We start from the raw sequence: 24682 nt of genomic DNA on the forward strand, positions 1-24682 counted from the left end.
TCGCCGTGGCGCGGGCGGACGCTTTATGGCCCGGTCAGATCACGCAGCGGGCCGCGCGGTTGCGCAGCGCGCGGATCGCGCTGAATGCCGTCAGCGCGGACGTCTTCGGGTTGTCGGGCAGCGGCTTGCCGCTCATTTCGAGCGACATCTCGCCGAATGCGCCGCGCGCGGTGAAGCGGTGCACGTTGCGCGCGACGGCCGGATCGGCGATCAATCGCACGCGCGTCGCATCGAGGCCGAGGCCAGCGAGTGCGACGGTCGCCGCGACGTTCGCGTTCTTCGGATACAGCCGTGCGGCGTCGCGTGCAGTGCCTTCGAAGATCACCTTCTCTTCGGTCATCGCTCGCAGGTCGCACAATTCCTCGGCCGGCGTGCCGAGCCAGCCGAGCGGCGGCTTGCGGCCGACGTACAGCACTTCGTCGAGGCCGCCCTGCTGCGCGGAAGCCAGCGCGTCGATGCCGCCGATCGCGCCGGACAGCAGCGTCACCGTCGCGTTGCCTTCGTCGGCCGCCCGCGACAGCACGTCGAGCAGCGCGAGATCGGACAACGCGCCGATCGACGCGACCGCGCAGTCGGTGCCGGCCCTCAACAGCGGCACGACGTGATCGACGAGCGCACTGTGGCCCGCGCATTCCAGCGCGAACTCGGGGCGACGGGCCAGTGCGTCGACCGACGACACGACCTCGACCGCACTGCCGAGCACGCCCTGCACCGCGGCGCGCTGGTGTTCCGGCACGATCACGTGCGCGATGCGCAGCGCCGCGTCGTGCTCGACCGCGTGGTACACGGCCGCGCCGATCGCACCGAAGCCGATCATCGCGACGTCGACGGGTGCGTGCGCGTTACGCATACTGGCGCTCCGTGGGCGCTTCCTTCTTCACCGGCGGGCCTGCGAACTGCGATGCGAACGAGCCGACCGACAGCATGTCGACTTCGACCATCACCGGGCCTTCCTTCGCCATCCCTTCGCGCACGATCGCTTCGGCCTGGTCGAGCGACGTGATCCGGTAATGCGTGAGGCCGAAGCTCGCGCAGAACTGCGCGAAATCGGGCTGGTGCAATTGCACGAAGCAGCGGCGGCCACCGTAGTGCGCGTCCTGGATGTTGCGGATCACGCCATAGCACTGGTCGTTCATCAGCACGATCATCACGTTCGCGTTTTCCTGCACGGCCGTCACGAGCTCGCCGACGTTGACCATCAGGCCGCCGTCGCCGACGAGGCAGACCGTCTTGGCCGCCGCGCCCGCCAGCGCGGCGCCAATGCCCATCTGAATGCCCTGGCCAATACCGCCGCCGAGCGCATGCACGCCCGCGCGCGGTTCGAAGATCTTCAGCAGGCGGTTGCCCCACGTGCTGTTCGAGATCGTCACGTCGCGCACCCAGTTGTAGTCGCGGCCGACGGCGCCCTGCAGCGTATCGACGAGCTGCTTGTACGGCCCGAGGCCCTTCGCCACGTCGGCGACCGCCTGCTCGCGGGCGGCTGCGAGATCGGACGCGAACTGCGGATCGACCGACAGGCGGCCTTCGAGGCGGTCGGCGAGCTCGGCCAGCACGCGCTTCGAATCACCGTGCACGAACAACTCGTTGCGATATCCACGGTTGTCGGCGAGCGCGTCGGCGTCGACGCGGAACAGCGGCTGCGGCAGCGCGAGCTTGTACTTCAGCGTCTCGTTGCCGCGCAAGCGCGAACCGACCACGACGAGCGCATCGCAGGTCTTGTAGAACGCTTCGACGGACGCATGCACGTTGAACGCGCCGAGCGTCGCCGGATGATCCTCGGGCAGCACGCCGCGGCCCTGCACGCTCGTCACGACACCGAAGCCGAGCTTCACGAGACGTTCGACTTCCTCGCGGGCGTGGCGCGCGCCGCCGCCGAGCCACAGCAGCGGGCGGCGCTTGGCCGCGAGCGCGTCGGCGAGCTTCGCGACGCGTGCGGCGTCGTGCTCGCGCACCGTGATGTGTGCCGGTGCAAGGTCTTCCGGCCATTCGATTTCGGCGGCCTGGATGTCGATCGGAATCTCGACCGACACGGGGCCCGTCGGCGCGGTCTGCGCGATACGCACGGCTTCGCGAATCGTCGGCAGCACGGTCTCGACCGTGCGCACGCGGAACGCGGCCTTCGAGATCGCGTCCAGCATCGTCAGCTGGTCGGGCGCTTCGTGGATGTACGCGAGATCCTGGTCGAGATACGGCGTCTCGATCTGCCCCGTGATGTGCAGCATCGCGGTGCCGGCCGTCAGTGCCTCGACCATCGCGCCGGCCGCGTTGCCCGCCGCCGTGCCCGTGCTCGTGAACGCGACGCCGAGGCCGCCCGACACGCGGGCCAGGCCGTCGGCCATGTTCACCGCGCCCGCTTCGCCGCGCGCGCCGACATAGCGGATGTTGCCGCGCGAGTTGATCGCGTCGAGGATCGGCATGTTGTGGATCGAGATGACACCGAATGCGGTTTTCACGCCGCACTGCTCGAGAAAGGCGGCAATCAGCTCGCCAACCGTGGTTTTGTTAGACATGGCGTGCAAACCCTCCAGAAACGTCGATATGGCTGCCCGTCGTATAGGACGACAGATGCGTTGCGAGATAAAAAAGTGCCCAGGCGGCCTCGTCGGGCTTGCCGAAGCGATTCAGCGGAATGTTCTTCTTGCGCGCGAGCGCGCCGGTCCAGTCGTCCCAGCTTTCGCCGGCTTGCGCCTGCGCTTCGTAGCGGCGGCGCCACTGACCCGACTCGACGATGCCGATCAGGATCGAGTTCACGCGGATGCGCTGCGGCGCCAGTTCGGTCGCGAGCGACTTCACGAGGCTCAGCACGCCCGCACGCGCCGACGACGTCGCGACCATGTGCGGCTCGGGCTGCAGCGCGAGCAGCGAATTCACGCAGGTGATCGTCGGCGCGGCCGCGTCGCGCAGCAGCGGCAGGAACGCACGCGTCGGGCGGATGATGCTGAAGTACTTGAGTTCGAGCTCTTCGCGCCATGCGTCGTCGGTCGTATCCGCGAAGGTCGACACGCGGCCCTGGCCTGCGTTGTTCACCAGCATGTCGGCACGGCCGAAGCGGGCGGACACCGCTTGGGCGAACGCGGCCACGTCGGCTTCGTCGAGCACGTCGCAACGCTCGGCGAGCAGTTGCGCGCCCGGATATTTTTCGCCGAGCCTCGCCGCGGCGCGCGCGAGGCGGTCGCTGTCACGGCCGCAAATCGCGACCGACGCGCCGGCCTGCAGGAACCGTTCGGCCGTCGCGAGGCCGATGCCGGACGAACCGCCCGTCACCACCGCAACCTGCCCGGTCAGATCGATCTGAATCATCGGAGTCCTAACGCCTTGAGAAACGTGTGCTCGTCATCCGAGCGGTAATTGAGCCGCCGCGACAGTTCCGCCGCCGCGCGCTGCACCTTGTCGATCAACCCGTCCGCGATCAGCGCCGCGTCGATCTCCGGCCGCGGCACCGTCACCGTGATGCACGCGACGATCTTCTGCGTCTCGTTGCGCACGGGCGCCGTCACCACCGAGATGCCGCGCTCGAACGAGGAGTTGCTGACGCCATAGCCGCGCAGCGCATCCTCGCGGATCACTTCGTACAGCGCATCGACCGTCTCCGGCGTCGCGTTCGTCATCCGGTTCAGCATGCCTTGCGGATACAGCGCGCGCAGCTCCTTCAGCGACAGGTCGCCCATCAGCACATGGCCATGCGTCGTCGCATGCGCGGGCAAGCGGGTGCCGACGTTCACGCGGATCGAGCTGAACACCGGCGCCTGGCTCTGCGCTTTCGCGACGAACACGACGTCACGGCCGTCGCGGATCACGATGTGCGTCGTGAAGCCGGTCGCGTCGCGCAGGCTCTCGATCACCGGCAGGCCGAGATCGGTCAGCTCCAGCGAGCTCAGGTATTCGAAGCCGAGCCGCAGCACGGCGATGCCGAGCTTGTAGTTGCGGTCCTTGTCCGCGCGCTCGAGGAAGCCGAGCGATTCGAGCGTCTGCAGCAGACGGAACACCGTCGTGCGCGGAATGCCGAGCCGCTTCGACAACTCGGGTGCGCCGAGCACCGGCTCGCGCGGCGAGAATTCGGCGAGAATCCGCAGCCCGCGTTCGAGGCCCGGCACCACGTAGCTGGCTTCCGCCTTCGCGTTCTCGGATTCCTGTTGTTGCAGCGGTTCGCTCATACCAGCCCTCGCTGCGTATCGCACTGACGGCAGAACGTGTCGATCAGTGCGGAATAAACGGCCGGCGCTTCCACGTACCCGGCATGACCGGCTTGCGGAATCACCTGCAGCCCGACGTGCGCGGCCGCGGCGATTCGCTCGCAGGCGGCCGGCGGCGTAATTGCGTCGTTCGCGCCGACGGCCACGGCCGTGCGGCCGCGGAAACCGGCGAGATCGGTTGCGAGATCGGCGTTCGCGAGCAGGTGCGTGGCCTGCGCATAGCCGGCCGGCACGATGCGCGCCATGTTCCAGCGCACCCACGCACGCGCATCCTCGCTCGCGAAACCGGACAGCATGTTGCCGCTGCGCTGCTCGGCGAGCCCGGCCGGGCCGAGTTCCGCGAGCATCGCGAGCCGCGCGTCGCGCCGCGATTCGCGCGTTTCGGCGGGCGCGCTGCCGTAGCCGCCCGCGGGCGACACCAGCAGCAGGCCGGCGATCCGCCCGGGCATCACGCGGGCGAGACCGCCCGCGACGATCGCGCCGAGCGAATGCCCGACCAGCACACAGCGTTCGATGCCGAGTGCCTCGAGCCACGCGTTCAGCGACGCCGCGTAATCGGCGGCGGCCGGCGACGCGCCGTGCACGGGCGTCGACGCGCCATAACCGGGCGCATCCCACGCGAGCACGCGCCGCGATGCGCCGAGCGCGTCGAGCTGGCGCACCCACGATGCGGCGCCCGACCCGATCCCGTGCAGCAGCACGACAGGCAGCGCGCGGCCCGCATGCTGCGCGCCGGCCTCGCGATATCCGATCGTGCCCGCCGCGCCGGCCGCGCAACGCTGCTCGGGAAACTGCCCGAGCAGCGCGGCGAATGCCGCGGTGCGGTCGCGTTCACGTTTGTCGATGACACTCATTGCTTCACCGGCTCCGTCTCAACGCTTGATCTTCGCGAGCGGCGAATCGGGCGGATACGTCGGCGTGATCGGCTTCGACGAGCCGAGCATCACGCACATCAGCGCGTCTTCCTCGCCGATGTTGATTTCCGTGCGATACACGCCGGGCGGCACCGAGATCAGGTCGCGCTCGCCGAGGATCGCTTCCCACGTCTCGCCGTCGCGCTCGCAGATCACCTTCATCTTGCCGCGCAGCACGAAGAAGATTTCCTCGACGTCGATATGGATGTGGCTCGGGCCGATGTTGCCGGCCGGGATGACCATCGTCGAGAACGTGAAGTTGCCGGCCGGCACCGTGTTGACGTCCTTCGCGACGCCCGTGCCGCCCGTGCCGACGTAACGCATCTGCGCACGGCGGTACTTCGGGTCGTAGTCGGCCTGGAACTTCAGTGCGTCCCAGTCGTAGCGCCGCGTCGCGTAGCGCGCGACGCGCCCTTCCATCCAGTCGTTGAAGCTTGCGCCTTCCGGCTGGTCCCACGACTTGCGTTCGAGATCGGCGTCCGCCATCGTCCTCTCCTTCATTCAGGGTGAAAACATCAATTCATTACGAAGCCGCCGTTCACCGGCAGCAATTGGCCCGTCACGAAGCGCGCGCCGTCCGACAGCAGGAACAGCACGGGGCCCGTCACGTCGTCGGGTACCTGCGCGCGCGTCAGCGCGCGGCCCTGCATGTAGAACGCATGGCGCTCGGCGGGCACGTAGGCGGTCGCCTCGACTTCGGTCAGCCCCGGCGCGATCGCGTTGACCGTCACGCCGTGCGCGCCGAACTCGCGCGCTTGCGCATGCGTCATCGCGATCACCGCGCCCTTGCTCGCGACATACGCGAGTAGCCTCGGCGCACCCCACAGCGCGGTGTCCGATGCGAGGTTCACGATCGCGCCGCGGCCCGACTTCGCGAGGTGCGGCAGCGCCGCATTGCTGACGAGCCACACGCCGCGCACGTTCACGTTCATCACGGCGTCCCACGTCGCGACGTCGAGCTCGGTCGACAGCTTGCCGCCCGAGTTCGTGATCGCCGCGTTGTTGATCAGCGCGTCGATGCCGCCGAGCGACGCCGCGCCCTGCGCGACGAATGCGTCGACGCTCGCCGGATCGGCCAGGTCGAGCGCGAAGAAATGCGCAACATGGCCGGCTTCCGACAGTTGCTTGGCGAGCGCACGGCCCTCGTCGGCCAGCACGTCGCCGAACGCAACCTGCGCGCCTGCCGCGACGAGCGCCTTCACGAACGCCGCGCCGAGACCGCGCGCGCCGCCCGTGACGAGCACGCGGCGCCCCGCGAGCGGCACGACCGGTGCGAACTCAGCCATTCGCGGGCTCCGAAGCAGCTTGTGCCGCGCGATGCGCATCGAGCGCGGACAGGTGTTCCTGCGCACGCTGGCGCAGCATCCGGCGCACGCGCGTGATGCCGACGTCGTGCTGGTACAGGTATTCGTGATCGCGCGCCTGCGGCGCGAGGCTTTCGAGGACGTAGCGGTCCTGCTCGAGCACATCCCAGTGCAGCCCTTCGAGGCGGTTGCGGTACATGAAGCGCCACACGTCGCGCTGCCAGCCGCTGACCTTGCGGGTGCGCCAGAAGTAGACCTGGCAGTTGTCGCCGTCGACCGGCGTCGCGAAGCCGATGATCCCGAAGTTGCCGCCCGGGCCGAACTTCTGCTTGTACGGAATCGCGAGGCGCATCCACAGGCAGCCGGTTTCGCCGAGTTCGACCCAGTCGAAGTTCACGTCGCGCTGGCCGACCTTCTCGAACATCAGGCCCGTTTCCGTCTTGCGCACGCGCATGTCGGCCTGCTTGTCGCCTTCGGCCATCGAGTGCGACGTCGCGTGCAGGTACGCGCCGTGCATCGGGTCCATCACGTTGTCGATCGCGTACTGGTAATTGCACTTCCAGTTCGACACGCACAGGAAGTGGCCGTACTCGTCGGCGACCAGTTCCTCGGGCAGGTTCAGCGGCGCCGGCTCGCCGTGCGCTTCGTCGCCGAACCACAGGAAGATCGCGCCGGCCTTCTCTTCGACCGGATAGGACTTCACGCACTTCGTGCCTTCGAGCGGACAGTTGGACACGGCCGGCACGCGGTTGACCGTGCCGCCGCCGTCGACTTCGATGCCGTGATACCAGCACGCGATGCTGCCGCCGAGGTTCCAGCCGAGCGACAGGCGCGCGCCGCGGTGCGGGCAGCGATCTTCGAGTGCGTGGACCTTGCCCTCGTGATCGCGCCACAGCACGATCTGCTCGGACAGGCGCGTCAGGCCGACGGGGGCGTTCGACACCTGCCAGCTCGGCGCGACGGGATACCAGTAGTTCTTGATGCCGCGGTCGAGATAGTCACGGACCGGGTCGTGTTGGGAAGCGTGTTGTGCGGGGGACGTCATCAGTGTGCTCCGGATACGGTTGTCGTCGGGTCGGCGGATCGCGCGCTCGGCGCGGTCATTCCGCGAGCGCGGCCATTTCGGCGCGGAAGCGCTCCGGCGTCCACGGCGTGCCGTCCGGTGCGCGGAAGCCGATGCGGTTCAGGCCCGCGACGACGTCGTCCAGCTCGGTCGCGCCGGCCTCGAACACGCGTTCGAGCGCATCGCCGAGGTCGTTCTCGTACTGGGTCGGCTCGGCCTTGCGGTTCTGCCAGATCCGGTTCTCGACCTGACCGGGGATCTCGATCTGCCCCTTGCCGGCGACGTTGTTCGGCTGCGGCGCCACCCACGGCTTCAGGAAGGGATTGAAGTTCACGGTCGCTTCTTTCATGTCATTCCACCTTGATCTGGATTTCCTCGCCGGCGAGGCGCACCGCGTACTGCTTCAGCGCGCGCCCGCCCGGACCCTTCAGGCATTCGCCCGTCCTGATGTCGAACACGGCCTCGTGCAGCGGGCATTCGACCGTGCCTTCGTCGACGAACCCCTGCGTCAGCAGCGCGTACGCATGCGGGCACACGTTCTCGAGCGCATACACGTCGTCGCCGACGCGGTAGATCCCGATTTCGACGCCGTCGGTCCGCTTGAACTCGATCGGCGTGTCTTCCGACAGCGCGCCGGCGTGTCCGGCGCAAATCCATTGTTCAGACATCTCACACCCTTCCTTCTGATCGACTCTCGGTTTGCTTCTCGTTTGTTCCATATCAGGAACATCAGTTTATGGATGGTGATTATAGGAGCGACTTTCCACGAGTAAAACAAAAAGCTGCATGCCCTAGGGAAAACACCGACCGCCGGGTCGACCATTGCCGCCATCCACCTCATCAAATGTGATTTTTTGTTATGTGACGGGGAGTTATACCCTTTTTGAGAGCCTCGCGCACCGGTGCCGTGCGTCGTCCAGGAACCCATCCGTCCCGAAAAAATTATTTTTGATCACGTGCGCGACGCCTCTATACTCCATTCCATCAGAGGCACATTGTTCCTTATATGGAACATCAGGAATGCCCATCCGGCGGTGGAACGCGCGTGACGGCCGGCCGTCCCCGCGCAGGCCGCCACGGCACGTTTTCATCAGGTTGGAGAGTCAGGAGATCAAATGGTCAAGCATGCGGTAGCAGCAGCAGTCATCGGATTGGGCGCCGTGTCGGGCGCGTGGGCGCAGAGCAGCGTGGTGCTCTACGGCAGCCTGGATGCGGGCGTCGCGTACGTGAACAACGTCGGCGGCCACGCGAAGTGGGCGATGATCCAGGGCAACACGCAGCCCGATCGCTGGGGCCTGAAGGGCAAGGAAGACCTCGGCGACGGCCTGTCGGCGATCTTCCAGCTCGAAAACGGCTTCTATACGAACAACGGCCAGTTCGCGACCGCGAACACGATCTGGAACCGCGCGGCGTTCGTCGGCCTCAGTTCGGACCGCTACGGCACGCTGACGCTCGGCCGCCAGACGCCGCTGTCGTTCGACTATCTCGATCCGCTCAGCACGGCCTACCTCGCGCTGAGCTGGTACGCCTTCCACCCCGGCAACATCGACGGGCTCGCCGCAACCGGCAACGTGCCGTACAACAACGCGGTGAAGTACCGCTCGCCGACCTACGCAGGCTTCTCGGCCGCGGCGGCGCTGGCGCTCGGCAACACGACGAACTTCTCGACCGGCAAGTCGGTCGGCGTCGCGCTGAACTATGCGAACGGCCCGTTCAAGGCGTCGGCCGTCTACTCGAACGAACACGACCGCTCGATCCTGATCGGCCAGACGGGCATCGCTTCGTTCCAGGGGCAGAACACCGCGAACGGCTATATCGCGAACAAGGTCGAGAACATCGGCGCGGGCGCGTCGTACCAGTTCGGCGACTTCCTCGTACATGGCCTCTACACGCGCACGAAGATGCAGTCGAACGGCCATTCGGATACGTTCCAGAGCTATGACGCAGGCGTGAACTACCGCAGCAGCGCGTTCAACACGATCGCGGGCGGCGCGGCGACCACGACGCTGGCCGGCCGCCGCTGGACGCAGGTCGAGCTCGGCGACATCTATGCGCTGTCGAAGCGCACGCAGCTCTATGCGAACGTGTTGTACGAGCACGGGTCGGGCGGCGCGAAGGCCGCGTTCTTCACGGCGGGCGTGTCGAGCACCGCGAACCAGGTGATCGTGCTCACCGGGATCCACCACTCGTTCTGAGCGGTTTCACGCGTTCGGCGTCAGAAACGACAAGAGCGGCCCGCGGGCCGCTCTTGTCGTTTGCGATGCGAGGTGCGCGTCAGAACATCGCGACCTTGTGGCGCGCATGCGCGAACGTCGGGTCGCTTTCGAGCGGACGGTAGTTCAGGCGTTGCGACAGATCGACCGCCGCGCCGCACACGGCTTCGACGAGCCGCTCCTTCTCGCCGGCCTCGCCGATCTCCGAGCGCGGCACCGTCGCGGTGATCGCCGCGACGATCGAGCCCGAATGATCGCGCACGGGCGCGGTCACGGCCGAGATGCCGCTTTCGAACGCCGCCTCGCTGACCGCATAACCGAGCCGCGCGTAATGGCGCACGCGTTCGTACAGTTCGTCGACGGTGCCCGGCGTGCGCTCGGTGAACTGTTCGAGCCGCTTTTCCGGATAGAGCTGGCGCAGCGCGTCGCGCGTCAGGTCGCCCATCAGCACATGGCCGTGCACGGTCGCATGCGCGGGCAAGCGCGTGCCGACATGCACCTTCACCGAACCGAACATCGACGCATTGCTCTGCGCCTTCGCGACGAATACGACGTCGCGCTGGTCGCGGATCAGCAGGTGCGTCGAGAAGCCGGTGGAATCGCGCAGCCGTTCGAGCACGGGCGCGCCGAGATCGGTCAGTTCGAGCGAGTTCAGGTATTCGAAACCGAGCCGCAGCACGCCGACGCCAAGCCGGAAATAGCGGTCGCCGTTCACGCGCTCGAGGAAACCGAGCGCCTCGAGCGTCTGCAGCAGGCGGAACGTGGTCGTGCGCGGGATGCCGATGCGCTTCGACAGCTCGGGCGCGCCGAGCACGGGCTCGCGCGCCGAGAATTCGGCGAGGATCCGCAGCCCGCGTTCGAGCCCCGGCACCAGATAGGACGAAGCGCCGCCGGACGATTCGTCGCCGCCGGCAGCGGCAGGATCGGGTGCGTCGCTCATCGTTGTCTTGACCATGTGGACATGGACGGAAGGAAATCAGTCACGAAACAGGTCATGGATCGTCGTGGATATTCAGTCATGCTACTCCAGCGCGCGCACCGGCTCGCACCTGTGCGCTGCTCCGCGACGCAGCATGCGCATCCGCGACCCCATGCAGAGTCATTCACGGTCGAGAGGATAGCAGCGATGGACAGCGCGACGCCATGCGGAAATCGCCGAACGGCGGGAACACGGCCGCCCGGCCGTTGCCCGCTTCGGGCGGCTGGAAGACGGCGAACGGCGCGGTAGTCGACGCCGCGCCGCCTACAGGCGCGACAGGTGGACCCGGATATTCGCGCGGTCGTACGTAAAACCGCCGGCCGCATCCTGCTCGAGCACGCGTGCAAGGTCGACTGCATACATCCACCCGCTGCCCAGACGGCCGCCGTTCACGGCCCGGATCCGGCTGCCGCCGACCGCGATCGCAGCATGAAAGACATTGCCGCCGCGCGAGAAACCGACCGCGGTTCCCGCCGGAATGCTGGCGTGGCCGTCCCACTGATCGCCGGTCTCGAAGTTGAATCGCGTCCTCCAGTGCTGGCCGATCGTGTCGAGCAGCGTACCGGGCGCGATCATCGCGTCGCCGCGCAGCAGGTACCGGACATAGGCCGCGGCGTCGTAGCAGACGCCGCCGGACACGTACTCGTTGATGTCGGCCATGCCGTACATCAGCGCTTGCGCATGTTTCTGCTTTTCGGCGAAGCCGGATTGGGCGACATGGCCGCCTAACTGGGTCAGTTGCATGGGTAGGTCCTTTTGAGGAAGAAGGGCACGTCGTCCCGCCAACGCAATAACCTCATATCTTATTACGATATCCGCCGGTATCGGCCGGCCCGGGCGTCACGGCGTGCGCGCACGACGATCGCGGGCGGCGGTGCATCGGCGCAGCGCATGCGGAATCGCGCGATGCACGCATCGCGACAGACGGAAGACGGGAAACTGGAAACGATCGGGGAAAAACCGCCCGGCAGCGAGCGGTGGACGGTGAAGGCGATCCCGGGGCGGGATCGACGCGGCGGCGTCAGGCCGTCACGGTGTCGTCATACTCGGCGCGGGCGAGCTGGCCGGCGGCGTAAGCCTCGGCTTCGCCGCGAAAGCCTTCCCGACTGAATGCAACGACTTTCACCCCGACGCCGGTCGCCCGCTTCACCGTCAGCGCCCATTGCCATCCGCCGTCTTGTTCGAAGACGTGCAGCGAGGGTTCGAAGGAAGGGTCGAGTACGGTCACGCGTTATGCTCCTGCCCCCTTGCGCATTGCATCGGCAACGCACGGGGCATGTCAAAAGGGTCGCGCCGGCATACGACGCGTTTCAGCCATTCGACAGTCTAGTCAATGATTGTTGCGACGCACCATCAGAGGTTTCACTCATCTATCGGAACCAGACGGTCGATCGAAACTGCCTGAAACCCATATGGGCCGGGCCTCAGAGCCGTTTCAGGCCGCACGGCACAACGTTCATGCGGCAACGTGCCGCACACGCGGCCGATTGCTTGCATGGGTCGTTCGTGGGTCATGAAAACGGGGCGGGAACCGCCCGACTGCCCGGGCACCGCTGGTATGGCGCCCAGATGCTACCGGCCCGTACCGACCGGTATCACGCGCCGGAACGTCAGGTTGATGCGCTCGCCCTGCACGCCCGGCGCCTTCGGCACGCGATGCTGCCACTCGGACTGCGTACGTCCGCGCATCACGAGCAGGCTGCCATGGTCGAGGCGATACGCATGCGTGACACCGGTTGCGCGATGCCGGAGATCGAACACGCGCATTGCGCCGAGGCTCACCGACGCGATCACCGGCGCATCGCCGAGCTCCGGCTCGTTGTCCGCGTGCCAGCCGAGGCTGTCCAGCCCGTTACGGTAGCGATTGAGCAGCACGCTGTTGAAGCAGGCGCCGCAGGTTGCCTCGACCGCGTGCTTCAGGTCGAGCACGGCCGGCGTCCACGGCGCCGGCACGTTGCGGATCCCCGAATACATGTAAACGGCGTCGGGCTCGCCCTGCCACGCGGTGAGCCTCGGCAACGGAATGCGGCCGCGCGGCGTGCGGATCGTGTCCTGCCGCCACGCGACCTCGCCGATCAGCGCGGCCAACGCGCGATCGGCATCGGGCTGCGCAAGCCAGTCCGGGTACCAGTCCACGTCGGGGGCGGGCGTGTCAGAGAAAAGATCGGGCGTCGACATGTCGGGAAGGAACGAGCGATGAACGGGGCGAACCACGCATGTCTGCATACTAGCCAACGGCGCCGCGCGCCGCCATGCGCTGTCATTCGCCGCGCGCAGACAACCACCGCGCACCCCGATGCGCTTTCGCGCGTCACGCTATCATCGCGGCGTGTCGCGGTGCGCGCTGCCGAGTGCCGCCGCTTTCTTCCGCCATGCCGGCCGGCGCGACCCGGCCGCTTTCTTTCCGGATCCCATCATGACGACGCTCTCCGATTCCGCCCTCGATCAACTGTTCCGCACCGCGCGCACGCACAACGCGTGGCAGGACAAACCCGTCGACGATGCGCTGTTGCACCGGCTGATCGACCTGACGAAATTCGGCCCGACGTCGGCGAACTCGAGCCCCGCGCGCTTCGTGTTCGTGAAGTCGCCCGAAGCGAAGGCGCGCCTGAAGCCCGCGTTGTCCGAAGGCAACCGCGCGAAGACGATGGCTGCGCCCGTCACCGTGATCGTCGCGATGGATTTCGCGTTTTACGAGCACCTGCCGCGCCTGTTCCCGCACGCCGACGCACGGAGCTGGTTCGCCGGCAACGATGCGCTGATCGAGGCCACCGCGTTCCGCAACGCGTCGCTGCAAGGCGCGTACCTGATTCTCGCCGCGCGCGCGCTCGGCCTCGATGCAGGCCCGATGTCGGGCTTCGACAACGCGAAGGTCGATGCCGAATTCTTCGCGGGCACCGCGATCAAGAGCAACTTCCTCGTGAATCTCGGCTACGGCGATCCGGCCGGCCTGTTCCCGCGCAGTCCGCGCTTCGACTTCGGCGATATCGCCCGCATCGAATGACGGCTCGCTAAGCGCCGCGCGTCAGCCGGATCAGCGCGATCTCGGACGGCACGCCGAAGCGGTTCGGCGGCCCCCAGTATCCGGTGCCGCGGCTCGTATAGAGCCACAGATCGCCGAAGCGGCTCAGCCCGCCGATCACCGGCTGCTGCATCCGCACGAACGGCGGCCACGGCAGGAACTGGCCGCCGTGCGTATGCCCCGACAACTGCACGGTAAAACCCGCGCGATTTGCCGCTTCGGCGCTGCGCGGCTGGTGCGCGAGCAGGATCTTCGTGCCGACGTCGCGCGGCGCGCCCGCCAGCGCCTGCTCGGGGTCGCTGCGATGCGCGGGATCGAACCCGCCCGCCGTGAAGTCGGTCACGCCGGCGAGTACCGCGCGCGCGCCGTCGTGCTCGATCAACACGTGCTCGTTCAGCAGCACCGTCAGCCCGATGCGCCGGAATTCGTCGATCCACGCATGCGCGCCCGCGTAGTACTCATGGTTGCCCGTCACGAGAAAGCTGCCGTGCCGCGACTGCATGCGGCCGAGCGGAGCGGTGTGCTCGCGCAGGCGCTTGACCGAGCCGTCGACCACGTCGCCCGTCACGACGACGAGGTCGGCATCGAGCGCATTGACCGCGCGCACGATCCGTTCGATATAGGGCCGCTTGATCGTCGGCCCGACGTGAATGTCGGACAGTTGCACGATCGTCAGCCCGTCGAGCGCGGCCGGCAGCCCCGCGACCGGAATCGACACGCGCTTGACCGCCGCCGTGCGGCGCGCGCCGACAAACCCGATCGCGGTGACGAGCACCGCGGCCGCCAGCACGCCGAGCGCCGTGTCGGCCGCGGCGCCGCTCCACGCGCCGTCGTGCCCGAGATGCCGCCACGCGAGCACGCCGAGCAGCACGAACTCGCGCAGGAACGTCAGCGCGAGCAGCGACGAAAAGAAGCCCATCACGAGCGAGCCGGCCCAGCCGGCCAGCGTCGCGGCCCAGCCTTCGTCGAAGCGGCGCGAGAACATGCCGACCGGAATCAGCACGACGAAGCTCGCCAGCACCAGCGCCGCGATCGTGCGCGCGACCGGCGACGCGAACGCGTCGGGAATGATCCGCATCCCGACGTACAGATGGAACAGCACGCCGATTGCAATGAACCGGACAAAGAAACTTCGCATGGAGCGTTCACCTTCGTTGCGATACGGCTTCCGCGACGCGCGTCCCACCGGGCTGTGACACCCGGTGCCGCGCTTCGCGCCATACGCACGATGGTACACAGATCCCGGTTGTGACGACCGGTGGCGGCCGCGGGTGGAGGCACGCGCGGCAATCGGCCGTTTTCACACCGATTCCGCCGTGTCAGCGTGGCAAATGCGGCCAGCCTTCTTTCGTCTGACGATCCTTGACAGTCCGTTAGCAACCCTACACGAGCTTACGCGGGCAGAATCGCAGCGATCCCGCCGCCGCCGCCGAAACGCGACACCGGCCAGGCCGACATGACCGCCCGGCCTTTCACCGCCGGCCACGGGGCTTGTCGCACATGCGGGACAGGCGGCTGGCGGTCCGCATCGCGCTGCTTTATTATCGGCTCCGTATCGCGGAATCGTCGTCGCGGCGGCGAACCGCATTGCGCCGCGCCCGGCATCCACCCCCATCGTCGAGCTCGCCACACCATGAGAAAAACAACGCCGCGCGCGCCCTTGCGCGTCGCCGCCGTCCTGGCGCCCGCCCTGCCGCTCGCGGGCTGCGCATCGCGCGGCGCACCGTCGTACGTGCTGTTCGGCGCGTATTTCCCGCTCTGGCTCGTCAGCGCGATCGTCGGCATCGTCGGCGCGATCGTCGCGCACCGCGTGTTCGTCGCGACCGGCTGGGCCGCCACCGTCCCTTACCAGCTTGCCGTCTGCACCGCGATCGGGCTCGTGATCGCCGTGATCGTCTGGCTCACCGGCACGGGGCCGTTCGCATGAAGGCCGCCGGAACCAGCCGCCCGTCCGTGAAAGGCCGCGTAATCGCGCTCGCGATCGTCGCGCTCGGCATCGCGGCGCTCGCGTACGCATACCACCGCACGACGGCCTACCCGTCCACCGACGACGCGTCGATCGACGCAGACGTCGTGCATGTCGCATCGCCTGTCGGCGGGCGCATCGTGCGGCTCGCGGCGCATGAAAACCAGCGCGTCGCGAAAGGCGACCTGCTGTATGAAATCGATCCGGTGCCGTACCGGCTGACGGTTGCGCAGGCGCAGGCCGATCTCGAGCTTGCACGCGCATCGCTCGACACGCGCCGCCGGTCGCTGATCGGCGAACGCTCGAACGCGGCAGTCGCCGCCGAGCAGGTCAAGCGCGCGACGCAGAATGCCGACCTCGCGACGCGCGACGTGAACCGGCTCGCGCCGCTCGCCGCGCAAGGCTATGTCAGCGCGCAGCAGTTCGACCAGGCGAAGGTCCGCCAGCGCGACGCAGCCGTGTCGCTCGCTCAGGCGCAGGAACAGCAGCGCGCGTCCGCGCAGACGATCGGCGACGAAGCCGACGCGATCGCGACGCTGCACGCGCGCGAGGCCGCGCTGGCCCGCGCGCAGCACGCGCTCGACGATACGGTCGTGCGCGCGCCGCACAACGGGCTCGTGACGGGCCTGACCGTGCTCGCCGGCGAAACCCTCGCGCCGAACCAGTCGATCTTCACGCTGATCGATGCCAGCGAATGGTTCGCCGTCGGCAACTTCCGCGAGACGTCGCTGAACCGCATCGAGGTCGGCGACTGCGCGACCGTCTATTCGATGATCGACCGCAGCCGCCCGATGACGGGCAAGGTCGTCGGCATCGGCGCGGGCATCGCGGACAGTGCCCGCATCAACCTGCCGCGCTCGCTGCCGATCGTGCAGAACTCGGTGAACTGGGTGCACGTCGCGCAGCGCTTCCCCGTGCGCGTGAAGCTCGACGAACCCGACGGCAAGCTCGTGCGCGTCGGCGCCAGTGCGATCGTCGAGGTCCGGCATGGCTCAGCCTGCCGCTGACGTCCGCTCGCCGGGCCCGCGCGAAGTCCTGCGACTGCTCGCGCCGTTTCCGGGGCGCACGGCGATGGCCGTGCGCGTCGCGCTGATCTGCGCGCTGGTCGTGCTCGTGACGAGCGGGTACGGCACGCCCGAGGCCGCGATCTCCGTGTACGTCGTGTTCTTCCTGAACCGGGCCGACCGCGTGACGAGCGTCGTGCTCGCGGTCGCGATGCTGCTGCTCGTCACGGTCGTGATCGCGCTCGTGATGGGCGTCGCGATCTTCAGCATCGACTATTCGATCCTCCGCGTCACGTGCATGGCCGTGCTGTCGGTCGGCCTGCTCTACCTGACGTCGGCGAGCAAGCTGCGCCCGGTCGGCGCGATCCTCGCGATGATCGTCGGCTTCGGGCTCGACCAGCTCGGCCTGGCGCCGTTCGGCGAAGCCGCGACGCGCGCACTGCTCTATGCATGGCTGATGGTCGCGATCCCGGTCGGCGTCGCGATCGTCGTCAACCTGCTGATCGCACCGTCGCCGCGCAAGCTCGCGCAAGCGCAGCTCGCAAAGCGGCTGCGGCTCGCCGCGCGGCGGCTGCGCGGCGATGACGGCGACAATGCGCGCGCCGCGTTAGACGCGAGCCTGCGCGAAGGCGACAAGCAGTTGCTCACGTGGCTCAAGCTGTCGAAGCTCGAAGGCTCGTCGGCAGCCGCCGACGCCGTCGCGCTGCGGCAGGCCATCGCATCGAGCACCGCGCTGCTCGTCGCGGTCGCGCTCGCCGACCGCGAACCCGACGCAAGGCTGCCCCACACGTTTGTCGAGCCGATCGCAACGACGCTCGACGACATGGCCGCCATCCTCGAACGCGGCGGCTATCCGGTCGACGTGACGCTCGCGCTGCCGGCAGCCGATACGCTGCCGCCGCTCGCGCGCGTCGTCGCAATGGATCTGCACACGGCGATCACGCATTTCGCGGAACCGGCCGCGACCGACGCATCGGCCGATACGGCCACCGCACCCGCTGCCGACACGCCTGCCGAACCCGCCGCACCGTCTGCGCCGCCCGCCCCCGGCGGCGGCTTCTTCCTGCCCGACGCGCGCACCAATCCCGACCACGTCCGCTATGCGCTGAAAACGACGGTAGCCGCGATGTTCTGCTACCTGCTGTACTCGCAGCTCGACTGGTCGGGCATCCACACCTGCTTCATCACCTGCTACATGGTGTCGCTCGGCTCGACGGCCGAGACGGTCGAGAAGCTCACGCTGCGCATCGCCGGCTGTATCGTCGGCGCGCTGATCGGTACGGCCGCGCTCGTGTTCGTCGTGCCGTCGCTGTCGTCGATCGGCGAGCTGATGGCGCTCGTGTTCGCCGGCGCGTGGCTCGCCGCGTGGGTCGCGTTCGGATCGCCGCGCATCGCGTATGCGGGTTTCCAGGTCGCATTCGCGTTCTTCCTGTGCGTGATCCAGGGCGCGGGCCCAGGCTTCGACCTGACGCTCGCGCGCGATCGCACGATCGGCATCCTGCTCGGCAACGTGGTCGTGTATCTCGTGTTCACGCGCATCTGGCCCGTCAGCATCGGCAAGCAGATCGACACGGCGCTCGCGGCGCTGCTCGACCAGTGGCGGCGCGTCGCGCAGATCGCGCAGCCGGCCGAGCGGCGCGCACTGGCCGCCGAAGCGTTCGCACGCCACGGCGCGATCGCGCAGGAGCTCGGCCTGATCCATTACGAACCGTCGTGGGTGCGGCCGGCCGCGACGTGGCTCGCCGCGCGGCGGCGCGCACTCGCGGAACTCGGCGCGCTCGAAGGCCCGCTGTTCCTGCTCGCCGAACGCGCGCCGGGCGACGCGGCGCTCGGCGCTCGGCTCGCACGCGTGGTCGACCTGCGCGACGACGAAGCCACACCTCGAACGGATGCCCCCGCGCCGCCGGCCCCGCCGCCGAACGCCGCCGCCGCTGCCCCCACCGACCCCGCACGCGACGCGCTGCTGAACCTGATCGACACGCGGCTCGCGCACATTGCCGACGCCGCCCGTCAAGCCTCACCGAAGGAGCCTGTCCCCCATGCGCCTACCTGAACCGCCGGCCGCGTCGATCGCCGCCGCCGCCCTCGCGACCGCCGTCGCGCTGGCCGGCTGCGCGACGTCGTCGATCGATCTGGCGCCGGAGGCGTCCGATCGCCCGTGGCAACCGCAGACATCGGCCGCAGGCGACATCATGCCCGCACCGCCGCGCTCGACCGCGCATGGCTCGCACGACTACACGCTGCCGGCCACGCCCGCGCTTGCGTCGGTATCGCCGCCCGCCGCGCTCGATGCCGCGCATGCGTACACGCTGCCCGAGTTGATCGATCTCGCCGAATCGGCGAATCCGCTCACGCGCATCGCATGGAACGACGCGCGCAATGCGGCGCTCGCGGTCGGCATCGCGAAATCCGCCTACCTGCCGAAGCTGTCCGCAACGGCCATGGGCGCGTACCAGGCGAGCCACGGCTCGACGTCGACGATACTCGGCGACTCGTCGAGCGACACGACCGTGCACGGCACGATCTCGGCGCTGTCGCTGCAATGGCTGCTGTTCGATTTCGGCGGTCGCGCGGCGCGCGTCGAAGCAGCCGAACAGGCGTCGATCGCGTCGAACGTCGCGTTCACGGCCGTGCACCAGCAAGTGATCCACGACGTGACCGTCGCGTACTACCGGTACGAAGCCGCGCGATCGCGCGCACTCAGCGCGCGGCAGGGCCTCGCGAACGCGGACGCGATCCTCGCGGCGTCCCGCGCGCGGCTCAAGCATGGCGTCGGCACGGTCGTCGAGCTTGCGCAGGCGACGCAGAACCGTGCGCAGGCGAACCTCGCGCTCGTGCAGGCGAGCGGCACGGAAAGCGACAGCTACCTCGCCCTCGTCTCCGCGCTCGGCATCTCGCCGCTGTCGAAGCCGACGATCGCCGCGCTGCCGAAACGGCCGCTGCCGCCCGCGCTCGGTTCGTCGGTCGACGCGATCGTATCGGACGCGATCGCGCGCCGCCCCGACCTGCAGGGCGCATTCGCGCTCGAAAAGGCCAATCGCGCGAAGATCAAGGCCGCCGAAGCCGCGTTCATGCCGAAAGTCTTCCTGTCCGCTTCGACGTCGTACGCAAGCGGCGGCACGGCCATCACCGCGCTGCCCGCGATCGGCGACCAGGCGCCGACCGTCAACCTGAACGGCAGCCGTTACGGCGGCGGCGTGTTCCTCGGCGTGACGATTCCGCTGTACGACGGCGGCCTGCGCTCGGCCGTGCTGATGCAGGCGCGCAACGATGCGGAAAGCGCATCCGCGCGTCTCACTCGGACCAAGGAGGAAGCGGTCCGCCAGGTCGTGGCCGCGCAGAACGCGGTACAGACCAGCCTCGCGTCGCACGACGCCGCGAAGGCGCTCGTCGATGCCGCGCAGACGAGCTACGACGCGGCGCTGACCGCGTACCGCAACGGTGTCGGGTCGGTGACCGATGCGACGATCGCGCAAAGCCAACTGCTCGCGGCCCGCAACGCGGAGGTCGACAGCTACGCCGGCGCACTGTCGGCGGCCGCCGCGCTTGCGCTCGCGACCGGGACGATCGGCTCGGCGCAGTAGCGCAACCGCCGCAAGGCGGTTGACGCATGCGCGCGCCGCCCACTAGAATGCCGCCCATTCTTCCTTCAGGAACCATCGTGGACAGTTGCAGCACTCCGTTGCGTGCGCCGCTTGCCGCCTGAACGCCTGTCCGCCGCAGTTCTCCTGCCCCGGCTCGCGTTCCGCGAGCCCGCACGCCTCCCGTTTCACACTGAATGACGCATACGCGCGGTACAGTACCGCGCGATGACGGCTATCGTCGCGTCGCCTCCGGCATAACGCCGCGGCGACGCGAGCCGGCATGCGCTTCTTGCACGGCAGGACAACCATGACTTTCGATTTCGCACTCCGTCTTTTCACCGCGTTCGCCTGCGGCGTCGCCATCGGCCTCGAGCGCCAGATGCGCCAGCGCACGGCCGGCCTGCGCACGATCACGCTCGTCGCGAGCGGCGCGTGCCTGTTCGTCACGCTCGGCGTGCTGACCGGCAACGGCGTCGCGGGCGTCACGCAGATCGCCGCGTACGTCGTGTCGGGCGTCGGCTTTCTCGGCGGCGGCGTGATCATGCGCGACAAGGGCTCGATCCAGGGCATCAACACGGCCGCGACGCTGTGGTGTTCGGCCGCCGTCGGCGTGCTGGCCGGCTCCGGCCATTACGTGCCGGCGCTCGCCGGCACGGGCGTCGTGCTGCTCACCAACACGGTACTGCGCGGCGTCAGCCAGGCGATCAATGCGACGCCCGTGTCGAACGCCGATCTCGTGCGCGAATACCAGATCACCGTGATCTGCCTCGCCGCCGACGAGGTGCACATCCGCATGCTGCTGTCGAACGCGATGTACGCGAAACCGCTGTCGTTCCAGAGCCTGACGAGCGAGGACGTGCCCGACCAGCCGGACCGCCTGAAGGTGACCGCGACGCTGAAGCTGCATCCGAAGGATCAGCAGAAGCTCGAGCAGATCGCGAGCCGGATGAGCATGGAGAAGAGCATTTCCAGCGTGAGCTGGACCGCGAAGGAAGCGGAGCCGATGATGGAGTGAGCGGCATGGCGGCAGTCGTATTCGCCGCCGCCCTGCCCGCGTCAGGGTGCCTCGATGAGCCCGGCCGAGATTGCCTTGACGACCGCCTGGACCTTGTTCGTCGCGCCGAGTTTCTCGAGGATGTTGTTGACGTGGAAGTTGACGGTCCGCTCCGAGATGCTGAGGATCTGGCCGATTTCGCATGCGGTCTTGCCTTCGGCCGTCCAGCACAGCACCTCGCGCTCGCGCGCGGTCAGCGTGACGCCCGCCGCGGGTGACAGCTTCGGCACCATGAAGCGGCTCATCAGCGAATGCGACAGGTTCGCGAGCCAGTTCGTCTGCAGCGTCAGCATGTTGATCTCGGCCGGCGTCAGCCGGTCGGCATGGCGCGCGATGCTCAGCAGCCCGAACGCACCGCGAGCCGCCCAGCTCGACTGCGCGACTCCCACCGACAGCCCGAATTCGCGCGCGTCCTGCCACAGCGGGCTCGGCTCGATCCGGTCGACATCCGGCCAGACGATCATGTTGGTGCTGTGCGCGCCGTCGCGCACCGTCGAATCGATCTCGATGTAGTTCCGCGCCTGGTAGTGCGCCATCCAGCCGTCCGGATAGGTATCGAAGATCGCGACCGACGGCTTCGACACCGGCAGCGGCACGCGAATGCCGTAACAGCAATATTCGAATCCCAGCCGTCTGGAATAGGCGGCGATCCGCTGGAAGAGCTGCTGCTCGTCTTCCGCGGCGCTGAATTGTTGATAGGCATCCTGCCAGCGCAGTTCCATTCGTTCTCCGACAACGTCACGCTGTCATACTTGTCAGGTTTCAGCTCCCGTTCGGGGCTGCTACATTCCGCGCATGACTTCACCTTTGCTGCACCCAGTCCCCGGCCCGTCCCCGGACGGCTACGTGCGCCTGTCTGAAGGCGCACTGGCCGTGCTCGCGCTCGACCATGTCACAACCGGCCTCGATGCATCGCTGCTCGCGGAACTACGCGACAACGCGATCGACGCACGCCTCGCCGGCTATACCGAGTGGCACCGTACGGCCAGTGCCGGCGCCCCTTATGTGACGGTCGGCTGGGACTGGTACCTCGAACGCGCAACCGGCACGTTCGTGATCGCCGGCGGCGACGTCCGCAGCAACGTGATGGCCGTCGACGCCAAGGGTGCCGACATCGGCATGTTCCACACGGCCGCCGCGCTCGCCGCGCGGCTCGCCTGCATCGAATGGCCCGCCGCGGTCGCGTCGGCCCTGCTCGGTCGCAACGACGCCTATCATGCCGGTCCGACGCTCCAGTGACAACCGGTCGCGCATTCCTCTGACCATTTTCGAGATGCTGGCGCTCTTTATAAGCAAAAGCGGCCCGGTTTTCAATCCCGTCGATCAAGAAACCGTTACCACGTCCTGAATGGCGTTTTTGTACCGCCAACCTGTAAGAGTTACCAGTTACCGCCCCCTCGTGCTGCGCGATGTAATGCATGCATACAAAAGCACAGATCCGAGGACACCATGCGGACCTTCGTTCACGAAGAAGGGCGGTTACCACACGAACTTGCAGCGGATCTCGGGCGTTATCGGCGCCGCGTGTTCGTCGAACAACTCGGGTGGGCGCTCCCGTCGGCGAACGAATGCTTCGAGCGCGACCAGTTCGATCGCGACGATACCGTCTACGTGTTCGCGCGAAATGCCGGCGGCGACATGTGCGGATGTGCGCGCCTGCTGCCCACGACGCGCCCGTACCTGCTGAAGTCGCTGTTCGCCGACCTGATCGCCGAGGACATGCCGCTGCCGCAATCGGCGGCCGTCTGGGAGCTGTCCAGGTTCGCGGCGACCGACGACGACGGCGGGCCGGGCAACGCCGAATGGGCCGTGCGTCCGATGCTCGCGGCCGTCGTCGAATGCGCGGCGCAGCTTGGCGCGCGGCAGTTGATCGGCGTGACGTTCGCGAGCATGGAGCGGCTGTTCCGCCGGATCGGCATACACGCGCACCGCGCAGGCCCGCCGAAACAGGTGGACGGGCGTCTGGTGGTCGCGTGCTGGATCGATATTGATCCGCAAACGTTTGCGGCACTAGGAATCGAGCCGGGGCAGGCAGCCCGGCAAGCCATCGCCGCCTGAGCCGGAACGCGCGTTTCGGTCCGGGCGGCATCGTAACGAAGGAGAACCAACGTGGACCAGTCTCAGGTCTTTCGCGCGATGATGCCCGGGTTGACGAGCGCCAACGGCGCCCGCATTGCGGTCGCCTACCCGTCGTTTCCCAGGCCGCTGCCGCTCGTGCGGCTCGACCGCCGCGGGCTCGTGTTTCGTGCGGCCGGCGCCGCGCCGCTCGTCTGCGGGCTGCCGCGCGCAGCGACGCTGCTGGTCGCTGACGAGCCGCTCTGCTCGCTGCGCCTCGTGATCCGCGACATCGCCCCGGCCGGCGACGGCCGCCACGACCTGACGATGCAGCCGTCCGGCGCCGCCGGAGACGAATTGCTGTGGCATGCGCTGCGCGACCACGCACCTTACCGGCAGATTCAACACCCGCTCGCGCCCGTCGACGCATCCCTCGCCGCGGACAGCGAATCGCACGCGACAGCCGGCGAAGCCGGGCCGCGCCCGGCGCGCCGCGCGGCGTTCCGCCTGCCGTGCCACAGCGACGCGCTGTTCTTCGCGGACTGGCTCGAGTATCACTTCGACGAGTTGCGCGCGCTGTCGCAACAGCACGGGCCGCAGCTGCAACTCAACCAGCTCGAGCGGCAGGTTGCCGACGACGAGGTCGGCGTGCGCTTCGTCTACGACATCGACGGGCACGCGACACGGCACGCACTGACCGACTGCGCGCGCGAAGCCTGTGCGTGGATCGAGACGGAAATGCGCGACAAGTACGCGCTGCCTGTCGCGCAGGAGCGGTTCAGCGCGTTTGCGGCGCACGCGCGGGCCGGCGGCATGTGAGTGCGGGACCGGCCGCGTCGCGCGAGGCGGTCGGTACGGCAGCCAAGTTGCATCGATACAACGGGGGCTTGCCAATCTGCGGGTTTTCCCTTAAATTTACGTCTGTCTCCTCCATGTCTCCAAACATGGATTCAGCCCGCTCAAGCAGCGGGCTTTTTCTTGCCTGCGCGGATTGCGGGGACGCACCCTCTTCCGTCCCGGCTAACCTGCCGGACGCACGCCGGCGGGCCGCAACCAGTAGTGGTGCACCGCAAATACCAGCACGACCGCCACGACAACAGCCAGCAGCAGGTACAGCCAGCCCTTTCTGGTCGTCGGCAGGTCCGCCAGAGCACCCAGGTCGCCCGTCAGGGCCATCATCGCAACCATCCCCAGCCCGGCCAGCACCATCGTCCCCTTTGCAACCCATCCAAAGACAGCCTCCAGCACGGCCGACCATCGGGACTGGCGATAAGGTCCGGCAACCGGCCGACGAAGGTCGGGCTTACCCATTCGTCACCTCCCGTCCGGCA

General features: G+C 68.0%; 27 protein-coding genes. 10 read left to right on the forward strand and 17 right to left on the reverse strand.

Translation table 11 applies throughout. The annotated features are described in order from the left end of the window. Positions 1-34: 34 nt before the first annotated feature. From LXM88_RS24880 to LXM88_RS24925, 10 genes are read right to left on the reverse strand one after another with little or no spacing between them, the layout of a single operon-like run. Positions 35-850, reverse strand: a complete 816-nt coding sequence (locus LXM88_RS24880) for an aspartate dehydrogenase (protein WP_262545147.1) — start codon at positions 848-850, stop codon at positions 35-37. Further along, complete coding sequence (locus LXM88_RS24885; RefSeq protein ID WP_262545148.1) at positions 843-2510, reverse strand: thiamine pyrophosphate-binding protein; 1668 nt, start codon at positions 2508-2510, stop codon at positions 843-845. The genes LXM88_RS24880 and LXM88_RS24885 overlap by 8 nt, the downstream gene beginning before the upstream one ends. After that, the gene (locus LXM88_RS24890; protein WP_262545150.1) at positions 2503-3300 is read right to left on the reverse strand and encodes an SDR family oxidoreductase; all 798 of its coding nucleotides are present in this window, start codon (positions 3298-3300) and stop codon (positions 2503-2505) included. Before LXM88_RS24890 ends, LXM88_RS24885 begins: the two co-directional genes overlap by 8 nt. Continuing rightward, positions 3297-4154, reverse strand: coding sequence for an IclR family transcriptional regulator (locus LXM88_RS24895; protein ID WP_262545152.1), 858 nt, complete (start codon positions 4152-4154; stop codon positions 3297-3299). The genes LXM88_RS24890 and LXM88_RS24895 overlap by 4 nt, the downstream gene beginning before the upstream one ends. Continuing rightward, on the reverse strand, positions 4151-5047 hold the full coding sequence (locus LXM88_RS24900; RefSeq protein WP_262545154.1) for an alpha/beta fold hydrolase: 897 nt from the start codon (positions 5045-5047) through the stop codon (positions 4151-4153). Before LXM88_RS24900 ends, LXM88_RS24895 begins: the two co-directional genes overlap by 4 nt. Positions 5048-5065: 18 nt before the next feature. Continuing rightward, entirely contained in the window at positions 5066-5593 is a 528-nt protein-coding gene (locus LXM88_RS24905; protein ID WP_006489904.1) for a cupin domain-containing protein, read from the reverse strand. 29 nt (positions 5594-5622) lie between these two features. Then, on the reverse strand, positions 5623-6393 hold the full coding sequence (locus LXM88_RS24910; protein WP_262545166.1) for an SDR family oxidoreductase: 771 nt from the start codon (positions 6391-6393) through the stop codon (positions 5623-5625). Then, entirely contained in the window at positions 6386-7456 is a 1071-nt protein-coding gene (locus tag LXM88_RS24915; RefSeq protein WP_262545167.1) for an aromatic ring-hydroxylating dioxygenase subunit alpha, read from the reverse strand. The genes LXM88_RS24910 and LXM88_RS24915 overlap by 8 nt, the downstream gene beginning before the upstream one ends. A gap of 55 nt (positions 7457-7511) precedes the next feature. Next, positions 7512-7823: a recombinase-like helix-turn-helix domain-containing protein gene (locus LXM88_RS24920; protein ID WP_034180372.1), complete on the reverse strand. Its 312-nt coding sequence runs from the start codon at positions 7821-7823 to the stop codon at positions 7512-7514. 1 nt (position 7824) lies between these two features. Continuing rightward, positions 7825-8142 (reverse strand): non-heme iron oxygenase ferredoxin subunit, encoded by a 318-nt coding sequence (locus LXM88_RS24925; RefSeq protein WP_027789384.1) that lies wholly within the window; start codon positions 8140-8142, stop codon positions 7825-7827. 447 nt (positions 8143-8589) lie between these two features. Here LXM88_RS24925 and LXM88_RS24930 point away from each other — a divergent pair, with 447 nt between their 5' ends. Continuing rightward, positions 8590-9669: a porin gene (locus tag LXM88_RS24930; protein WP_262545168.1), complete on the forward strand. Its 1080-nt coding sequence runs from the start codon at positions 8590-8592 to the stop codon at positions 9667-9669. A 79-nt stretch (positions 9670-9748) separates the two neighbouring features. Here the strand turns inward: LXM88_RS24930 and LXM88_RS24935 are convergent, their stop codons facing one another. From LXM88_RS24935 to LXM88_RS24950, 4 genes are all read right to left on the reverse strand, one after another. Continuing rightward, positions 9749-10642 carry an IclR family transcriptional regulator gene (locus tag LXM88_RS24935; RefSeq protein ID WP_262545169.1) on the reverse strand — a complete coding sequence of 298 codons (894 nt, stop codon included), beginning with the start codon at positions 10640-10642 and terminating at the stop codon, positions 9749-9751. A gap of 288 nt (positions 10643-10930) precedes the next feature. Continuing rightward, the gene (tecA, locus tag LXM88_RS24940; protein ID WP_262545170.1) at positions 10931-11452 is read right to left on the reverse strand and encodes a type 6 secretion system effector deamidase TecA; all 522 of its coding nucleotides are present in this window, start codon (positions 11450-11452) and stop codon (positions 10931-10933) included. 235 nt (positions 11453-11687) lie between these two features. After that, positions 11688-11894, reverse strand: coding sequence for a hypothetical protein (locus tag LXM88_RS24945; protein WP_047902900.1), 207 nt, complete (start codon positions 11892-11894; stop codon positions 11688-11690). A gap of 344 nt (positions 11895-12238) precedes the next feature. Further along, positions 12239-12844: an alpha-ketoglutarate-dependent dioxygenase AlkB family protein gene (locus LXM88_RS24950; protein WP_262546919.1), complete on the reverse strand. Its 606-nt coding sequence runs from the start codon at positions 12842-12844 to the stop codon at positions 12239-12241. Positions 12845-13082: 238 nt separating this feature from the next. Between LXM88_RS24950 and LXM88_RS24955 the strand changes: the two genes are divergently transcribed. Next, the gene (locus LXM88_RS24955) at positions 13083-13670 is read left to right on the forward strand and encodes a malonic semialdehyde reductase (RefSeq protein WP_262545173.1); all 588 of its coding nucleotides are present in this window, start codon (positions 13083-13085) and stop codon (positions 13668-13670) included. 7 nt (positions 13671-13677) lie between these two features. Here the strand turns inward: LXM88_RS24955 and LXM88_RS24960 are convergent, their stop codons facing one another. Then, a complete protein-coding gene (locus LXM88_RS24960) occupies positions 13678-14826 on the reverse strand; it encodes a metallophosphoesterase (protein WP_262545174.1) in 1149 nt (382 codons plus the stop codon). Positions 14827-15321: 495 nt separating this feature from the next. On the opposite strand from LXM88_RS24960, the gene LXM88_RS24965 reads away from it, so the two are divergent. The 5 genes from LXM88_RS24965 to LXM88_RS24985 all read left to right on the forward strand — a co-directional run bounded on the left by LXM88_RS24965 (position 15322) and on the right by LXM88_RS24985 (position 21257). Next, the gene (locus LXM88_RS24965) at positions 15322-15615 is read left to right on the forward strand and encodes a hypothetical protein (protein WP_034180399.1); all 294 of its coding nucleotides are present in this window, start codon (positions 15322-15324) and stop codon (positions 15613-15615) included. Beyond that, on the forward strand, positions 15612-16661 hold the full coding sequence (gene mdtN / locus LXM88_RS24970; RefSeq protein WP_262545176.1) for a multidrug transporter subunit MdtN: 1050 nt from the start codon (positions 15612-15614) through the stop codon (positions 16659-16661). The genes LXM88_RS24965 and mdtN overlap by 4 nt, the downstream gene beginning before the upstream one ends. Then, positions 16642-18711, forward strand: a complete 2070-nt coding sequence (locus tag LXM88_RS24975) for an FUSC family protein (RefSeq protein ID WP_262545177.1) — start codon at positions 16642-16644, stop codon at positions 18709-18711. The genes mdtN and LXM88_RS24975 overlap by 20 nt, the downstream gene beginning before the upstream one ends. Next, positions 18698-20242: a TolC family protein gene (locus LXM88_RS24980; RefSeq protein ID WP_262545179.1), complete on the forward strand. Its 1545-nt coding sequence runs from the start codon at positions 18698-18700 to the stop codon at positions 20240-20242. Before LXM88_RS24975 ends, LXM88_RS24980 begins: the two co-directional genes overlap by 14 nt. Positions 20243-20549: 307 nt before the next feature. Further along, positions 20550-21257, forward strand: coding sequence for an MgtC/SapB family protein (locus LXM88_RS24985; RefSeq protein ID WP_262545180.1), 708 nt, complete (start codon positions 20550-20552; stop codon positions 21255-21257). 41 nt (positions 21258-21298) lie between these two features. Here LXM88_RS24985 and LXM88_RS24990 read toward each other — a convergent pair whose 3' ends face one another. After that, entirely contained in the window at positions 21299-22018 is a 720-nt protein-coding gene (locus LXM88_RS24990; RefSeq protein WP_262545181.1) for an autoinducer binding domain-containing protein, read from the reverse strand. Positions 22019-22091: 73 nt separating this feature from the next. Between LXM88_RS24990 and LXM88_RS24995 the strand changes: the two genes are divergently transcribed. The 3 genes from LXM88_RS24995 to LXM88_RS25005 all read left to right on the forward strand — a co-directional run bounded on the left by LXM88_RS24995 (position 22092) and on the right by LXM88_RS25005 (position 24170). Continuing rightward, entirely contained in the window at positions 22092-22535 is a 444-nt protein-coding gene (locus LXM88_RS24995; RefSeq protein WP_262545182.1) for a DUF4902 domain-containing protein, read from the forward strand. Positions 22536-22745: 210 nt separating this feature from the next. Further along, positions 22746-23354: an acyl-homoserine-lactone synthase gene (locus LXM88_RS25000; RefSeq protein WP_047902891.1), complete on the forward strand. Its 609-nt coding sequence runs from the start codon at positions 22746-22748 to the stop codon at positions 23352-23354. 51 nt (positions 23355-23405) lie between these two features. Next, a complete protein-coding gene (locus LXM88_RS25005) occupies positions 23406-24170 on the forward strand; it encodes a hypothetical protein (RefSeq protein ID WP_262545184.1) in 765 nt (254 codons plus the stop codon). A 201-nt stretch (positions 24171-24371) separates the two neighbouring features. Here LXM88_RS25005 and LXM88_RS25010 read toward each other — a convergent pair whose 3' ends face one another. Then, positions 24372-24662, reverse strand: a complete 291-nt coding sequence (locus tag LXM88_RS25010) for a hypothetical protein (protein ID WP_262545185.1) — start codon at positions 24660-24662, stop codon at positions 24372-24374. Positions 24663-24682 lie beyond the last annotated feature (20 nt).

Source organism: Burkholderia sp. S-53 (assembly GCF_025560745.1).
GTDB classification, from domain to species: domain Bacteria; phylum Pseudomonadota; class Gammaproteobacteria; order Burkholderiales; family Burkholderiaceae; genus Burkholderia; species Burkholderia pyrrocinia.

Excerpts from the sequence above, each read along its gene's own strand:
- LXM88_RS24880 (WP_262545147.1), bottom strand. The coding sequence starts at position 850 with ATGCGTAACGCGCACGCACCCGTCGACGTCGCGATGATCGGCTTCGGT.
- LXM88_RS24885 (WP_262545148.1), bottom strand. The coding sequence starts at position 2,510 with ATGTCTAACAAAACCACGGTTGGCGAGCTGATTGCCGCCTTTCTCGAG.
- LXM88_RS24890 (WP_262545150.1), bottom strand. The coding sequence starts at position 3,300 with ATGATTCAGATCGATCTGACCGGGCAGGTTGCGGTGGTGACGGGCGGT.
- LXM88_RS24895 (WP_262545152.1), bottom strand. The coding sequence starts at position 4,154 with ATGAGCGAACCGCTGCAACAACAGGAATCCGAGAACGCGAAGGCGGAA.
- LXM88_RS24900 (WP_262545154.1), bottom strand. The coding sequence starts at position 5,047 with ATGAGTGTCATCGACAAACGTGAACGCGACCGCACCGCGGCATTCGCC.
- LXM88_RS24905 (WP_006489904.1), bottom strand. The coding sequence starts at position 5,593 with ATGGCGGACGCCGATCTCGAACGCAAGTCGTGGGACCAGCCGGAAGGC.
- LXM88_RS24910 (WP_262545166.1), bottom strand. The coding sequence starts at position 6,393 with ATGGCTGAGTTCGCACCGGTCGTGCCGCTCGCGGGGCGCCGCGTGCTC.
- LXM88_RS24915 (WP_262545167.1), bottom strand. The coding sequence starts at position 7,456 with ATGACGTCCCCCGCACAACACGCTTCCCAACACGACCCGGTCCGTGAC.
- LXM88_RS24920 (WP_034180372.1), bottom strand. The coding sequence starts at position 7,823 with ATGAAAGAAGCGACCGTGAACTTCAATCCCTTCCTGAAGCCGTGGGTG.
- LXM88_RS24925 (WP_027789384.1), bottom strand. The coding sequence starts at position 8,142 with ATGTCTGAACAATGGATTTGCGCCGGACACGCCGGCGCGCTGTCGGAA.
- LXM88_RS24930 (WP_262545168.1), top strand. The coding sequence starts at position 8,590 with ATGGTCAAGCATGCGGTAGCAGCAGCAGTCATCGGATTGGGCGCCGTG.
- LXM88_RS24935 (WP_262545169.1), bottom strand. The coding sequence starts at position 10,642 with ATGGTCAAGACAACGATGAGCGACGCACCCGATCCTGCCGCTGCCGGC.
- LXM88_RS24950 (WP_262546919.1), bottom strand. The coding sequence starts at position 12,844 with ATGTCGACGCCCGATCTTTTCTCTGACACGCCCGCCCCCGACGTGGAC.
- LXM88_RS24955 (WP_262545173.1), top strand. The coding sequence starts at position 13,083 with ATGACGACGCTCTCCGATTCCGCCCTCGATCAACTGTTCCGCACCGCG.
- LXM88_RS24960 (WP_262545174.1), bottom strand. The coding sequence starts at position 14,826 with ATGCGAAGTTTCTTTGTCCGGTTCATTGCAATCGGCGTGCTGTTCCAT.
- LXM88_RS24965 (WP_034180399.1), top strand. The coding sequence starts at position 15,322 with ATGAGAAAAACAACGCCGCGCGCGCCCTTGCGCGTCGCCGCCGTCCTG.
- mdtN (WP_262545176.1), top strand. The coding sequence starts at position 15,612 with ATGAAGGCCGCCGGAACCAGCCGCCCGTCCGTGAAAGGCCGCGTAATC.
- LXM88_RS24975 (WP_262545177.1), top strand. The coding sequence starts at position 16,642 with ATGGCTCAGCCTGCCGCTGACGTCCGCTCGCCGGGCCCGCGCGAAGTC.
- LXM88_RS24980 (WP_262545179.1), top strand. The coding sequence starts at position 18,698 with ATGCGCCTACCTGAACCGCCGGCCGCGTCGATCGCCGCCGCCGCCCTC.
- LXM88_RS24985 (WP_262545180.1), top strand. The coding sequence starts at position 20,550 with ATGACTTTCGATTTCGCACTCCGTCTTTTCACCGCGTTCGCCTGCGGC.
- LXM88_RS24990 (WP_262545181.1), bottom strand. The coding sequence starts at position 22,018 with ATGGAACTGCGCTGGCAGGATGCCTATCAACAATTCAGCGCCGCGGAA.
- LXM88_RS24995 (WP_262545182.1), top strand. The coding sequence starts at position 22,092 with ATGACTTCACCTTTGCTGCACCCAGTCCCCGGCCCGTCCCCGGACGGC.
- LXM88_RS25000 (WP_047902891.1), top strand. The coding sequence starts at position 22,746 with ATGCGGACCTTCGTTCACGAAGAAGGGCGGTTACCACACGAACTTGCA.
- LXM88_RS25010 (WP_262545185.1), bottom strand. The coding sequence starts at position 24,662 with ATGGGTAAGCCCGACCTTCGTCGGCCGGTTGCCGGACCTTATCGCCAG.